A 13,808-nucleotide genomic window follows, 5' to 3' on the forward strand; every position below is an offset into this window, starting at 1 on the left:
AGGGGAGACCGACCATGGACATCAGTCTGGAGCAGCCCGCCCGCGGCCGTCTCATCACCGCGGACCAGCGGGAGCTGCCCGTCCCCGCCACGCTCCGCTACACCTCTGCGGACCCCCTCGCCGTGCACCTCGACTTCCCGCCCGAGGTCTCCCTCGACGGCACGGCCGTCACCTGGACCTTCGCCCGCACCCTGCTGGCGGAGGGCTTGGGCGCTCCCGCCGGCGGCGGGGACGTGCACATCTGGCCGTGCGGCAGGGCCCGGACGGTGCTGGAGTTCCACTCGCCCTTCGGCCTGGCCCTGCTCCAGTTCGACACGGCCGCGCTCAGCCGGTTCCTGCTGCGCAGCTACGCCGTCGTCGGGGCGGGGCAGGAGGATCTGGAAGACGCCGTCGACCGGGGGCTGAGCGCCCTGTTCGACGGCGTCTGAGGCCTACAGGGTGATGCCGTGCGTGGGTCACTTCGTACGTCACCGGCTTGCTGAAGTCCTGCACACTGCCCCAGGCCGGGCTGATCGCCGCGCCGTGGGCGAGGGTGAACTGCGGTGCCGGCGCGGTGAGATCGGTTCCGACGATGGCGTCGACGTTCAGCGCGGGGGCGGTCGCCTCGGCGATGCCCGCGGTGTTGCCGCTGACCTCCATGACCTCCGGGATCGACTGTTCCGAGGGTGCTCAGAGCTGTGCGTCGATTCATCGGCCGGGGCGTGATCCGCTTCAGTAGCGCAGCACGCCGGCGATGCCCCCGGCGTCGCCGAGCCTGCCGTCCGGGACGAAGCGGACGTCGGCGCCGGTCTCCAGGCACTGCTCGACGATCTCGTCCACGATGTCCTCGCGGGCGTCGAGGTCGCCGCTCGCGGCGGGGAACAGGTGGCCGCCGGCGATGTCGCGCACGGTGGCGCGGTAGTTCTCCTCGACGGCGAGGAGCCGGACCCGGCCGTCGCGGGCGCTCTGCCAGACCTCGTCGATACCGGCCGCATACGCCTTCCGGCCGCGCGCCGCCTCCAGCTCCCGGGTCACCGCGTCGACGTCACGGCGCTCCTCGGCGGCGACCACCGGCCGCACCGCCTGCCAGACGGCCTCGGGGGTGCCGTGCGCGAGGCCGCCGTGCCGCACGTGCACGGCCTGCCGGGTGACGCCGCCGACCTCGTCCAGGACGGACAGGGCGGCCTGCTCGCCGGTGACGTACAGCGGCCGCGGCTGCTCGCGCAGCAGCCGGTCCATCGCGAGGTCGGCCTCGCGCAGGAAGTGGCGGGTGCCCTCGTCGCGGAAGGTGCTCGGCGTGTCACCGATGCGCTCGCGCCGCTCGGCGTCGAAGTTCTCCGCGCGCCGCGTCAGCGGGAAGCCGCCCGTGCGGTCCTCCACGACACGGTCCGCGCCGCCGCTCCACAGCGTGGCCCGGTCGGCGGAGACCGACAGCACCCAGAAGGGGCGCTCGGCGGCGTGCGCGGAGACCAGGTTGCGGGTGAGGAAGGTGTCGGAGAGCACCACGCGTTCCGGTACGGCGCGGGCGAGCGACCAGACCTGGTGCTCACCCGGGGCGGCGAAGATCACCAGGCCGTCCTCGGCGTGGGTGAGGTCGACCTCGGCGAGCGCCCGGTCGAGCTGGTGGGAGACCTCGGAGCGTCGCTCCCGGGTGACCGCGGGATCGGACTCCAGGCGCTTCTTGGCCTCGGCGACGACATTGCGCAGCCGGACGGGATCCTGGGCGTTGTCGGGCTCCCGGCGGTGTGTCGGCGTCAGCACGGACACGGCCGGATAGGGGCGCGGGCGCCGGAGCTCGGACAGGGTGGCGGGACTCAGGTCGTGCTCCATGACAGCACCATAGGACCGATCCGCCGATCGGGCATCAGGGGACAAATGTGGGCTGGATCCATGTGAAACGGCTCAACGGGCATGACGGACTATTGGTTGCTAATCTCGCTCACGTCGCCGGATGGCGCTCACCGCATCGCCGGCCCACGCCGATGCCCGACCGCTCCAGGACGTCACATGACGCAGGTCGAACAGGAAACCCGGGCCCCCGACACCGCCAAGCTCTCCCTCCCGACGCTCACCACCATGGTCGTCGGCTCGATGGTCGGGGCGGGTGTCTTCTCCCTGCCGCGGCGCTTCGCCGAGGAGACCGGCGTGGCCGGCGCGCTCATCGCCTGGGCGGTGGCCGGGGCCGGCATGCTGATGCTGGCCTTCGTCTTCCAGACGCTCGCGGTCCGCCGCCCCGACCTGGACGCCGGTGTGTACGCGTACGCGAAGGCCGGTTTCGGCGAGTACCCGGGCTTCTTCGCGGCGTTCGGCTACTGGGCGAGCGCCTGCGTCGGCAACGTGACCTACTGGGTGCTCATCATGTCGACGATCGGCGCGATCGCACCGGCCCTCGGCGACGGCGACACCGTCCTCGCGGTCGTGCTCTCCTCGGCCGGCCTGTGGCTGTTCTTCCTGCTCATCAGCCGCGGGGTGAAGGAGGCGGCGGCGATCAACCGGATCGTCACCGTCGCCAAGGTGGTGCCGATCCTCGTCTTCGTCGTCCTCGCGCTCTTCTACCTCAAACCCGGCGTCTTCGCGGACAACTTCGCCGGCGCCGACTACGCGGGCTCCCTGTTCCAGCAGGTCAAGGGCACCATGCTGGCCACGGTCTTCGTCTTCCTCGGCGTCGAGGGCGCCAGCGTCTACTCCCGGCACGCCCGGCGCCGCGAGGACGTCGGACGGGCGACCGTCCTCGGCTTCCTGAGCGTCTTCTCCGTCTTCGCGTCCGTGACGATCGTCTCGTACGGCCTGATGCCGATGAGCGAGATCGCCGACCTGCGCCAGCCGTCCATGGCCGGCGTGCTGGAACACGCGGTCGGCACCTGGGGCAAGGTCTTCGTCAGCGTCGGCCTGATCGTCTCGGTGCTCGGCGCCTACCTCGCCTGGACGCTGATGGCCGCCGAAGTGCTGTTCGTGGCGGCCAAGGACGACGACATGCCGCGCTTCCTCAAGCGCTCCACGGCCGCCGACGTGCCCGTGCCCGCCCTGGTGATGACCACCGTGCTCAGCCAGATCGTCCTGGTGGTCACCCTGTTCTCGGACGACGCCTTCTCCTTCGCCCTGGACCTCACCAGCGCGCTCACACTGATCCCGTTCCTGCTGGCCGCCGCCTTCGCCCTGCGCATCGCCCCGGGAGGCAGGCCCGGCGAGTTGGTCGTCGCCGCCCTCGCGACGCTCTACACCGCCTTCCTCCTCTACGCCGCCGGGCTGAAGTACCTGCTCGTCTCCTTCATCGTCTACGCCCCCGCCAGCGTCCTGTTCGTGATGGCCCGCCGGGAGCAGGGCAGACGCCTGTTCTCGCCGCGTGAACTGCTCGTCCTCGCCGTCTCGGTGGCCGGTGCCGTGCTCGGCGTCGTCGCCCTGGCGGTGGGCTGGATCCACCTGTGACCGGCCCCGACTTCCGCAGAGGTGCCCCGTGACCCGTCAAGACACCCGACCCGCGTACGGCGTCCACTCCGAGGTCGGCCGGCTGCGCAAGGTGCTGGTGTGCGCGCCCGGACTCGCCCACCGCCGGCTCACCCCCACCAACTCCGGCGACCTGCTCTTCGACGACGTCATGTGGGTCGAGAACGCCCAGCGCGACCACGCCGACTTCGTCAACAAGCTGCGCGAACGGGACGTCGACGTCGTCGAGTTGCACGACCTGCTCGCGCAGACCCTGGCCGTGCCGGGCGCCCGCGACTGGCTGCTGGACCGGAAGATCGTCGCCAATGAGGTCGGCCTCGGCCTGATCGACTCCACCCGCGCCTACCTGGAGTCCCTGGAGGCCGACCGGCTGGCGAAGTACCTGATCGGCGGCCTGGCCACCACCGACCTGCCCGAGGAGTACCGCACCGGCTACCTGGCGCTCGCCCGCGAGTCGACCGGTGTACGCGAGTACTTGATGCCGCCGCTGCCCAACACCCTGTACACCCGGGACACCACGTGCTGGCTGTACGGCGGGCTCACCCTCAACCCGCTGTACTGGCCGGCCCGGCACGACGAGACCCTGCTGATGAAGGCCGTCTACACCTTCCACCCCGACTTCACCGGCTGCACCGTGTGGTGGGGCGACCCCGAACTCGACTGGGGGCAGGCGACGTTCGAGGGCGGCGACATCATGCCGGTGGGGGGCGGGGTGGTCCTGATGGGCATGAGCGAGCGCACCTCCCGCCAGGCCGTCACCCAGGTCGCCAAGGCTCTCTTCGACGCCGGCGCGGCGCAGCACGTGATCGTCGCGGGCCTGCCGAAGCTGCGGTCCGCGATGCACCTCGACACCGTGTTCACCTTCGCCGACCGCGACCTGGTGACCCTCTACCCGGCCATCATGGACGGCGTCCACACCTTCTCCCTGCGGCCCGCCGACAAGGCCCCCGGCCTCGACATCACCGACGAGGGCTCGACCCCCTTCACCGACGTCGTCGCCAAGGCGCTCGGCCTGCCCGGACTGCGGGTGGTGGCGACCGGCGGCGACGTGTACGCCTCCGAGCGCCAGCAGTGGGACAGCGGCAACAACGCGGTCGCCCTGGAACCCGGCGTGGTCTTCACGTACGACCGCAACACCCAGACCAACACGCTGCTGCGCAAGGCCGGCGTCGAGGTCGTCACCATCGTGGGCGCCGAACTGGGCCGCGGCCGGGGCGGCGGCCACTGCATGACGTGCCCGATCGTGCGCGACCCGGTGGACTTCTAGCGGGCCGCTCCCGCCGCCTCGGTCACCGCGATGTCGCCCTGTGCCACCGCGCAGAGCCTCTCCGTCCCGGCGTCGTCGACCGTGGTGACGTCACAGCGGCACACCACGCGGGTACGACCGGCCCGCACCACCTGGGCGTGCGCGCGCAGGACGACGCCTGTGGCCGGGCGCAGGTAGTCGACGGTGAAGCCGGAGGTGATCAGCCCCGGTCCCACCAGCGTGGCCGCGGCGAGGGTGAGCGTGTTGTCGGCCGCGTAGGCGAGGACGCCGCCGTGCACGAAGCCGTACTGCTGGCGCAGCTCGTCCCGGATGTCCAGCTCCAGCGTGGCCTCGCCCTCGCTGAACGCCGTCAGCCGGGCGCCCAGCAGTCTGCTGAACGGCTGCTGGTCGAGGGCCTTGCGAGCCAGCTCCAGATCCATCGCGACGATCGCTCCCTCGGTTCCCTCAGTTCACTTCACCAGTGAAGTGAGGGTGGCGTGAGCCGGTGCCCTCTGTCAAGATCGGCTCATGTCCGACCCCGACCTGCGCCTGTACTTCCTGCTGCAACGGGCGGCCCACCGGCTGCGCACCGCCGCCGACCGGCGCTGCCTGGCCGTCGCGGGCGTCACCACCGCGCAGATCGGCGCCCTGTTCGCCGTACAGGACCAGCCCGGCATCACCCAGCAGGAGCTGGCCCGCGTCCTCGGGCTGCGCGAGTCCGCCGTCACCGCCCTCGCCGGGCGCCTCACCATGGCCGGGCTGCTCTCCAAGCAGCCGCACCCCCGTGAACACCGGGCGGTGGTGCTGGAGTTGACCGACTCCGGGCGCGCGGCGCTGCGGGCGGCGCAGCCGGAGATCGACCGCTTCAACGCCGAACTGCGCGACACGCTCGGCGAGGACGGTTTCGTGCGGACGGCGGGAGCGCTGCGCAAGCTCGCGTACGGCGAGGGGTGAGCCCGAGCCCGCCTCAGTCGTCGTCCTCGGGTCCGCAGGAGCTGCCGTTCGGGGGCAGGGAGCCGTACAGCAGGAAGTCGTCGACCTTGCGGTGCACGCACTTGGAGGAGCCGTAACCGGTGTGCCCCTCGCCCCTGTTGTCCAGCACCACCGCCGGGGAACCGAGCCGTTTCGCCGTCTCCACCGTCCAGCGGTACGGCGTCGCCGGGTCGCCGCGCGTGCCCACCAGCAGCATCTTCGCGGTGTGCAGGTCGCGCACCTCGTCCCGGATGAAGTCGGTGCCCTTGGGGCGGCCGTAGCACATCAGCAGCTCGGTCAGCCGGTAGCGGCCGAAGACCGGCGAGGCCTCCTCGTAGCGGGCGCGCAGCCGGCCGAGGTCCTTGGTGATCCGGTCGGCACCGGGGCGATCGGGATCGTCCGCGCAGTTGATCGCCACCAGTGCCGCCGGAAGATTGTCGAGCGGGACGTCGTCCGGGTCGGCCAGGCCGCCGTCGGACTCCTCCCGCACGAAGGGAGCGGTGCCGCCGGTGGAGAAGCCGAGGAGTCCGCGGGTGTCGCCGTCGTCGACCAGTTCGGACAGCGCCCGTTCCAGGGAGGGCCACAACTGCCTGCTGTACAGCGCCTGTCCGATGGCGCCCACCAGGTCCTGTCCGGTGAACTCGTCGCCGAAGTCGGTCGGCACCGGGTCCTCGTCGAGGGAGTCGACGAGCTGGACGACCTGCTCGCGGGCGTCGCGCGCGTCCGTGCCGAAGGGACAGGCGATGTCCTTCACGCACCAGGTGACGAAGTCGTCCAGCGCCGTCTGCTGTCCCTGCGCGCCCGCGATGCCCTGCTCGGACATCGGCTCCGTCAGCGTGTCCACCCCGTCGAGCACCATCCGGCCCACCTTCTTGGGGAACTGGGCCGCGTACACGGCGCCGAGCCGGGTGCCGTAGGAGAAACCGAGGTAGTTGAGCTTCTTGTCGCCGAGTGCCGCGCGGATCACGTCGAGGTCGCGGGCGGCGCTCACCGTGCCGATGTGCGGGAGCACGGGGCCCGAGTGCTTCGCGCACTGGGCCGCGGCCTGCCGCAACCGCGCGAGCAGCGCCTTCGGATCGCCGTCGCCGGCGTCCCCGTCGGCCGCGGCCGAGATCTCGTCGGAACCGTCGCCGCAGCTGACGGGGGAGGACCGGCCGACCCCGCGGGGGTCGAAGGAGACCACGTCGTAGCCGTTGGTGAGGTCGAGGAAGTCCTTGGCGTCGGCGGCCAGTTCGGGGACGCCGGCGCCGCCCGGGCCGCCGAAGTTCAGCAGCACCGAGCCGCGTTTCGCGCCCGTCGCCCGGTAGCGGCCGAGGGCGAGGTCGAGGGTGCCGGCCTTGGGGCGGGTGTAGTCGAGGGGCACGGTGACCTTGCCGCACTGCAGGTCCTTGGGGACCTCCGCGCCCTCGCACTTCCCCCAGGCGATCTGCTGCCGGTAGAAGCGCGTGAGGTCGGGCCCGGTGCCGTCCGAGGCCGCCGCGGGCAGAGCCGTGGCGATCAGGGCCAGGCCGACGGCTCCGGTGACCGCGCAGCGCCGGACCGAGGGCTGTGTCGACAGCTTGGCCAGCATCCATGCCTCCAGGGACACCCGTCGCGGACCAGGAGAACGGCGCCCTCGATCACCATAAGTGCACGCCGAACGACCCGCCTCCGGGCGAGCGGTCCGATACGACGTGCCTTATCCTGAGCGCTCTCCCTCGACGCCCGAGCGCTTACCGGCACTTGCCGTCACCGTCGCGGACCATGGCGTCCTGATCCCTTGGCCGGCGTGCAGGAGCCGTGCAAGAGCCAGGCGGCGCACCTCCGACTCCTCCAGCCGGACGGCGAGTTGCCGTGGAGAGGCGACGTACACGATCCGGCCCAGGGCCCACCCAGCCGTGCGCCGCCGGGCACATCAAGCGGTGCTCGCCGGGGATGTACACGGTCGCCGCCCCCCGCTCCCCGGGCGTCATCCGGGCCGCCGACCAGCGGGCCGGCTCGAACTCGGGGTGGCGCGTGCGGTCATCGGAGGCCACCCGGTCGTGGAACCTCGGCGAGCACGACACCGTCCGCCCCGACGAGCACCGAACCGAACGGCTCGTCCCCAACCCGCAGCGCCTCGGCCCCCGGCTCCGCACAGCGGCGCGGATACGGCAGTTCGGTTCCCTCACGACCACGGCGTACGCCCTTCCCGCCGGCGGTCTCCGCCCCGCACCCTAGGCGCCGCGCCGCACCGCCGGAAACGCGTTCCGGCGCCCGAGTGCGACCGTGACGAGGGCGGTGACGACGAGGGGGAGGGCCGTCCAGGGCAGCGCCCCCGGCCCCAGGCGCTCCAGGACCACACCCCCGCTCAGCGATCCGCCGGCGATGCCCGCGTTGTAGACGGTCGTCTGCAACGAGGTCGCCACGTCGGCGCGCGCCGGGCCGGAGGCGTCGACCAGCGCGGTCTGGATCAGCGTGGGCGCGCCGCCGAACGCCACGCCCCACAGGGCGACGCAGCCGAGGAGCACGGCCGGGGCCGCGGCCCACAGGCCGAGGGCGAGCAGGACGCCGGCGCACAGCCCCAGCGCGCCCAGCAGCGTGACCCGCAGCCACCGGTCCACGAGCACCCCGGTGAGCCAGATCCCGGCCACGGTGGCCGTCCCGAACACCAGCAGCACCACGTCCGTACGGCCGAAACCGGCGTGCGCGGCGAACGGGGCGACGTACGTGTACAGCACCTGATGCCCGAGGAGCAGGAACAGCGTGACCGACAGGACGGCCGGCAGACCCGGCAGCACGGCGACCCGCCGCAGCGGCACGCGCGCGTGCGCCGCCTCGCCCGGGAACCCGGGCACCCGCCACCGCACCCACCCCACCAGCAGCACCGCCAGCACGGCCAGCGCACCGAAGGCCACCCGCCAGCCCACCGCCCGGGCCAGCGCGGTCCCGGCGGGAACCCCCAGCGCCAGGGCCAGGGTGATCCCGGCCAGCACGATCGCGATCGCCCGCCCACGGCGCTCGGCCGGCACCATCCGCGCCGCGTACCCGGCGAGCATCGCCCACAGCGTGCCGCCCATGCACCCGGCCACCAGCCGGGCGGCGAAGGTCAGCGCGTACGACGACGACAGCGCGACCACCAGGTCGCTCACCGCGAACCCCAGCAGCGCCCCCGCCAGCACCGGCCGCCGCGGCAGCCCGCGCAGCAGCGCCGTGAGCGGGATGGCCGAGGTGAAGGAGGCGGCCGCGTACCCGGTGACCAGGAATCCCACCCGGGCCTCGGACACCCCCAGCGCCGGCGCCATCCGGGGCAGCAGCCCTGCCGGGAGCAGTTCGGTCATGACGGCGGTGAAGGCGGCCGTGGACAGTGCGAGCAGCCCCGGCCAGGGCAGCGCGGCGGGCACGGCCGCGCCCTTGGCGAGCGATGCGGTCGACATGCGACCATGCTCGAACCCTCACATCAGTGTGAAGGCAAGAGCGACCGGAGGTGCGTCATGAGGATCGGCGAACTGTCCCGCCGCACCGGCGTCCCCACCCGGCTGCTGCGCTACTACGAGGAGCAGTCCCTGCTCAGCCCCGACCGCACTGAGAACGGCTACCGCGACTACGGCGAGTCGGCGGTCGCGGACGTCCAGCAGATCCGCGGGCTGCTGGACTCCGGCCTGACCACGGAGATGATCCGGGCGATCCTGCCGTACCTCACCGGCCCGGACGAGATCCTGCTGCCACCCGCCTGTCTGACCCCGGGGACGGCCGCGCTGCTGCAGGGGCACATCGACCGCATCCAGGCCCGCATCGACTGCCTCGCCCGCAACCGCGACCGGCTCACCGCATACCTGGCGGCGGTGCGACCGGACGACGGCGCCGACAGCGGGGAGGGGGCGAAGGCGGCGCGTGAAGGCGTGCGCCGTCGCGAGCAGGCGTTCGACGGCACTCGCGACGGCATTTGAGTCGCCTTGCCGATCCCCACGGCACTTGAGTCGCCTTGCAGAGTTTCACGGCGCTTGACAGCGCCCGGCGGTGCTTGGCGGCGCCCGATGGCGCTCCACGGCGCTTGGCAGCGCCCGGCGGTGCTTGGCGGCGCCCGAGGGCGCTCGATGGCGCGCAAACCTGTTGCCCTCACCGCCCCCGGGTGCTGGAGTGATCGCATGGATCACGCAGCGGTGCTCGCCCTCTACGACCGTGACATGCGCGAGGGCGCCCAGCCGGACGGCCCCGACGCGCGCGTGGAACGGGTCGGTGACGTGGTCCGCCAAGTGGCCCCCGAGCACGGCTGGAACGGCGTCGTCTGGTCGGACCTGGACGAGACCCGCGCGGACGCGGTGATCGCCGAGCAGATCGCGTACTACTCGGGGCTCGGCCTGGCCTTCGAGTGGAAGCTGTACGGACACGACCGGCCGACGGACCTGGGGCAGCGGCTCCAGGCCGCAGGGTTCGTGCCCGATCCCGAGGAGACGCTGATGATCGCCGAGGCGGCGACCCTGGACCTCGACGCCGAACTGCCCGACGGCATCCGCCTGTTGCCGGTCACCGACGCCGCGGGCGTCGACCTCGTGGCGGACGTGCACGAGAAGGCCTTCGGCACCGACGGCTCCCGCATCCGTCACCAACTGCTCGCCCGCCTCACGGCCGACCCCGACTCGGTCGTCGCCGTGCTGGCCCTCGCCGGCGACGTCCCGGTCAGCGCGGCCCGTATGGAACTGGTGCCCGGCACGCGCTTCGCCGGTCTGTGGGGCGGCGGCACCGTCGAGGGGTGGCGTGGCCGCGGAATCTACCGGGCGCTCGTCGCCCACCGGGCCCGGGCCGCGGTCGAACGCGGCTACCGCTACCTCCAGGTGGACGCCTCCGCCCAGAGCCGTCCCGTCCTCGAACGCCTGGGCTTCGAGCCGCTGACCACCACCACGCCGTACGTCTTCCCAGCTCAGGCAGGCTGACCCGCACTCTGTGCGGCCCGATGTCACATCCGCGGGCCCGGCGTCCGTCGCAAGGACATGACGACGAACCAGAGCAATCCGAGCAACCAGAGCATCCTCCTCGCGGGCGCCAGCGGCGTCCTCGGCGGGCACATCACCCGCGCCCTGACCGAGGCGGGCCACCAGGTCACCGGGCTCGGCCGGGGCCCGGGCAACGGCGTGCGGGCCGACCTCATGGACCGCGACGCCCTGCTGCGCGCCGTCGACGGACGGCACTTCGACACCGTCGTCCATGCCGCGACGGCCCTGCGCAAGGCGCCCATGCGCCACCGCGACATGCACGCCACCGACGCCCTGCGCGTCGAGGGCACCGCCCACCTGATCGAGGCCGCGCGGGTCACCGGCGCCCGGCGCCTGGTCGGCGAGTCGATGGTCTTCGGCTACGGGTACGGGGACTTCGGCGAGCACGTGATCACCGAGGACGACCCGTTCGGCCCGCGCGGCACCACGCCGGAGCTGGAGCGTCATGTCGAGGGCATGCGGGTCAAGGAGCAACTGACCTTCGAGGCGGCCGGACTGGACGGCGTCTGCCTGCGCTTCGGCCTGTTCTACGGCCCCGGCGGCACCGACGCCATCCTGCCCATGCTGCGCAAGCGGCAGCTGCCCGCGCCCGCCGACCAGGGCCGGGTCCTGCCGTGGACCGAGCTGACCGACGCGGCGCGCGCGGTCGTCGCCGCCGTCGAACGCGGCCGGCCCGGTCAGGCGTACAACGTCACCGACCGTACCCCGCTCGGCTTCCGCGCCCATCTGCTGTGTGTGGTCGAGGAGTTCGGGCTGCCGAAGCCGATGACGGTGCCGCGGTGGCTGACCCGGCCGATGTCGTACGCGCACACGATGATGGCGACGAGCATGCGCGTGTCCTCGGCGAAGGCGGAACGCGAACTGGGCTGGACCCCCCGCTATTCGTCCAGCCGTGAGGGCCTCGCCGCACTGGCGGCGGCTCGTTGAAAGGCGAACCGGGGTCGAACGGCAGGGGGTCGGGAGCCGAACGGCCCAACGCCGCCGCCCGGCGCGGCTGGCAGTGTCGATGTGGGGCGTACGCGAGCGTCCCGGGGGGAACTGCCTCCCGTACGTCCGGCCTCCCGCCCGGACATGCGGTCGAGGCGACAGACCCGCCGACCGCAGTAGGGGAGCTGCGTCGGCGGGTCCGGGCAGGTGCCCGCCCCTGCTGCCAGGGGCCGTGAAGTCAGCGGTGTGCCGCCCGTGTGCGGTCGAGTGCGGCGATGCCGAGTGCGGCGAGGCCGATCTGGATGAGCCACTCGATCCAGTCGACGCCGCTGGTGTCGGCCACTCCGAAGGCGTTCGCGATCGCCGCGCCGACGAGCGCGGCCACGATGCCGACGAGGATCGTCAGCAGGATGCCGATGTGCTGGCGGCCCGGCACCACGAGGCGGCCGAGCACACCGATGACGATGCCGATCACGATGGCACTGATGATGCCTGATATCTCCATTTCCACCCCTCTTTGTGTCGACCCCCGCACTATGCGGATGCCCTGTAGGCGTCCGGACAGTCCGCCCGTGTTCAACCGACGGTCAACGCGGAGTCAATCTTGGGCCCGAGCATCCGGATGACGGCTGTTCAGGCCCGTGCTTGCCATGTACGGTTCAAGCATTCGGTCGTACGGATATCGTTCGGCCGCATGTCTACGCGCGCAGACATGCCCGGTTTCTACGCGCGTAACGCAGCCCGCACCCGCACCTCTCCCTCCCCCAATCCCTCATGGAGGTAAGCCGGATGCTCGGACTCACCTGCTCCCGTCGAAGACTGACCGCCGCCCTCGCCGGGCTCGGTCTGCTCGCGGCCGGCGCCGCCGTGCAGGCCACGGCCGGTGCCACCCCCGCCCACGCGGCCACCACGCACCGCATCCTGTTCGACGACGGTCACGCCGAGGAGGCCGGCAACGCCGACTGGATCATCTCCACCAGCAAGCCCGACCCGCTGGGCCAGGACTCCTCCCCCTCCGCGGAGACCGACTGGACCGGCGCGCTCTCGTCGTGGGGCGTCGCCCTGCAGAAGACCGGCGGTTACAGCCTCAAGACTGCCACCAGCGCCCTGACGTACGGCGGTTCGTCCTCGACCGACCTGTCGAACTTCGACACGCTGGTGCTGCCCGAGCCCAACACGCTGTTCACCACCGCCGAGAAGACGGCGATCATGAACTTCGTGAAGAACGGCGGCGGCCTGTTCATGATCTCCGACCACACCGGCGCCGACCGCAACAACGACGGCGAGGACGCGGTCGAGATCCTCAACGACCTGATGACGAACAACAGCGTCGACTCCACCGACCCGTTCGGCTTCTCGATCGACTCGCTCGACGTCGGCTCCGGCTACCCGGCCGCGATCAGCGACAGCACCGACCCGGTGCTGCACGGCTCCTTCGGCACCGTCACCAAGAGCCTGATCGCCGACGGCACCACGGCCACGCTCAAGCCCGCGGACAACTCCTCCGTCAAGGGCCTGGTCTACCGCAGCGGTTACTCCGGCAACACCGGTGCCTTCTTCCTGACCTCCGCCTTCGGCAGCGGCCGCGTCGCCTTCTGGGGGGACAGCTCCCCGGTCGACGACGGCACCGGCCAGTCCGGCAACACCCTCTACGACGGCTGGAACGACACCGGCGCCACCAACGCCGCGCTCGCCCTCAACGCCACCGCGTGGCTGGCCGGTTCGGGCAGCAGCAGCGGGGGCGGCGGAGGCTCCTCGACCTGTACGTCCGCCCAGCTGCTCGGCAACAACGGCTTCGAGTCGGGCAACACCACCTGGAGCGCCAGCAGCGGCGTCATCACCAACTCCAGCAGCCAGTCGCCCCGTACGGGCTCGTACTACGCCTGGCTCGACGGTTATGGCACCGCCACCACCGACACCCTCTCCCAGTCGGTGACCATCCCCTCCGCGTGCACCACCGCCGCCCTCAGCTTCTACCTGCACGTCGACACGGCGGAGACCACCACCAGCACGGCGTACGACACGCTGAAGGTGCAGGTCCTCAACAGTTCGGGGACGGTGCTGAGCACGCTGGCGACCTACTCCAACCTCAACGCCGCCAGCGGCTACACCCAGCGCAGCTTCAGCCTCGCGAGCTATGCGGGCCAGACCGTCACCCTCAAGTTCACCGGCACCGAGGGCTCCACCCTGCAGACGTCCTTCGTCATCGACGACACGGCGCTCAACGTCAGCTGAGTCCCGGGGGCCCGGCCGCCGCACCGGGCCCCTCGGCTCGCCCCGCTCGCCCC

General features: G+C 72.0%; 12 protein-coding genes and 3 pseudogenes. 8 read left to right on the forward strand and 7 right to left on the reverse strand.

The features are described 5' to 3' along the window. Positions 1 to 14: 14 nt before the first annotated feature. Positions 15 to 428 (forward strand): SsgA family sporulation/cell division regulator, encoded by a 414-nt coding sequence (locus ACYF6T_RS14550; RefSeq protein WP_461696498.1) that lies wholly within the window; start codon positions 15 to 17, stop codon positions 426 to 428. Positions 429 to 453: 25 nt separating this feature from the next. Here the strand turns inward: ACYF6T_RS14550 and ACYF6T_RS14555 are convergent. Beyond that, a pseudogene (locus ACYF6T_RS14555) lies at positions 454 to 645 on the reverse strand (hypothetical protein); the annotation flags it as partial. Between the two features lie 66 nt (positions 646 to 711). Then, positions 712 to 1,809, reverse strand: coding sequence for a baeRF3 domain-containing protein (locus ACYF6T_RS14560; RefSeq protein WP_461696499.1), 1,098 nt, complete (start codon positions 1,807 to 1,809; stop codon positions 712 to 714). 177 nt (positions 1,810 to 1,986) lie between these two features. Here ACYF6T_RS14560 and ACYF6T_RS14565 point away from each other — a divergent pair, with 177 nt between their 5' ends. Together ACYF6T_RS14565 and ACYF6T_RS14570 are read left to right on the forward strand one after the other, a co-directional pair. Beyond that, positions 1,987 to 3,405: a basic amino acid/polyamine antiporter gene (locus ACYF6T_RS14565; protein WP_461696500.1), complete on the forward strand. Its 1,419-nt coding sequence runs from the start codon at positions 1,987 to 1,989 to the stop codon at positions 3,403 to 3,405. Between the two features lie 28 nt (positions 3,406 to 3,433). Continuing rightward, on the forward strand, positions 3,434 to 4,690 hold the full coding sequence (locus ACYF6T_RS14570) for an arginine deiminase (protein WP_461696501.1): 1,257 nt from the start codon (positions 3,434 to 3,436) through the stop codon (positions 4,688 to 4,690). On the opposite strand, the gene ACYF6T_RS14575 is transcribed toward ACYF6T_RS14570, so the two are convergent. After that, positions 4,687 to 5,109: a PaaI family thioesterase gene (locus tag ACYF6T_RS14575; protein ID WP_461696503.1), complete on the reverse strand. Its 423-nt coding sequence runs from the start codon at positions 5,107 to 5,109 to the stop codon at positions 4,687 to 4,689. The two genes, ACYF6T_RS14570 and ACYF6T_RS14575, sit on opposite strands and share 4 nt — an antisense overlap. An 88-nt stretch (positions 5,110 to 5,197) precedes the next feature. Here ACYF6T_RS14575 and ACYF6T_RS14580 point away from each other — a divergent pair, with 88 nt between their 5' ends. Then, a complete protein-coding gene (locus ACYF6T_RS14580) occupies positions 5,198 to 5,623 on the forward strand; it encodes a MarR family winged helix-turn-helix transcriptional regulator (RefSeq protein ID WP_461696504.1) in 426 nt (141 codons plus the stop codon). A gap of 13 nt (positions 5,624 to 5,636) precedes the next feature. On the opposite strand, the gene ACYF6T_RS14585 is transcribed toward ACYF6T_RS14580, so the two are convergent. From ACYF6T_RS14585 to ACYF6T_RS14595, 3 genes and pseudogenes are all read right to left on the reverse strand, one after another. Further along, entirely contained in the window at positions 5,637 to 7,211 is a 1,575-nt protein-coding gene (locus ACYF6T_RS14585) for an alpha/beta hydrolase (RefSeq protein ID WP_461696505.1), read from the reverse strand. A 237-nt stretch (positions 7,212 to 7,448) separates the two neighbouring features. Next, positions 7,449 to 7,777 (reverse strand): annotated as a pseudogene (locus ACYF6T_RS14590) (nucleoside deaminase); the annotation flags it as partial. 59 nt (positions 7,778 to 7,836) lie between these two features. Then, entirely contained in the window at positions 7,837 to 9,036 is a 1,200-nt protein-coding gene (locus ACYF6T_RS14595; protein WP_461696506.1) for an MFS transporter, read from the reverse strand. A gap of 57 nt (positions 9,037 to 9,093) precedes the next feature. Between ACYF6T_RS14595 and ACYF6T_RS14600 the strand changes: the two are divergent. The 3 genes and pseudogenes from ACYF6T_RS14600 to ACYF6T_RS14610 all read left to right on the forward strand — a co-directional run. Further along, a pseudogene (locus ACYF6T_RS14600) lies at positions 9,094 to 9,456 on the forward strand (MerR family transcriptional regulator); the annotation flags it as partial. Between the two features lie 291 nt (positions 9,457 to 9,747). Then, positions 9,748 to 10,533 (forward strand): GNAT family N-acetyltransferase, encoded by a 786-nt coding sequence (locus ACYF6T_RS14605; RefSeq protein ID WP_461696507.1) that lies wholly within the window; start codon positions 9,748 to 9,750, stop codon positions 10,531 to 10,533. 57 nt (positions 10,534 to 10,590) lie between these two features. Then, positions 10,591 to 11,520, forward strand: coding sequence for an NAD-dependent epimerase/dehydratase family protein (locus ACYF6T_RS14610; RefSeq protein ID WP_461696508.1), 930 nt, complete (start codon positions 10,591 to 10,593; stop codon positions 11,518 to 11,520). A 238-nt stretch (positions 11,521 to 11,758) separates the two neighbouring features. Here the strand turns inward: ACYF6T_RS14610 and ACYF6T_RS14615 are convergent, their stop codons facing one another. Then, entirely contained in the window at positions 11,759 to 12,025 is a 267-nt protein-coding gene (locus ACYF6T_RS14615; RefSeq protein ID WP_461696510.1) for a GlsB/YeaQ/YmgE family stress response membrane protein, read from the reverse strand. Positions 12,026 to 12,309: 284 nt separating this feature from the next. On the opposite strand from ACYF6T_RS14615, the gene ACYF6T_RS14620 reads away from it, so the two are divergent. Then, positions 12,310 to 13,755: a hydrolase gene (locus ACYF6T_RS14620; protein WP_461696511.1), complete on the forward strand. Its 1,446-nt coding sequence runs from the start codon at positions 12,310 to 12,312 to the stop codon at positions 13,753 to 13,755. The last annotated feature ends 53 nt before the right edge of the window (positions 13,756 to 13,808 follow it).

It is taken from the genome of Streptomyces sp. 7R007, assembly GCF_054850255.1.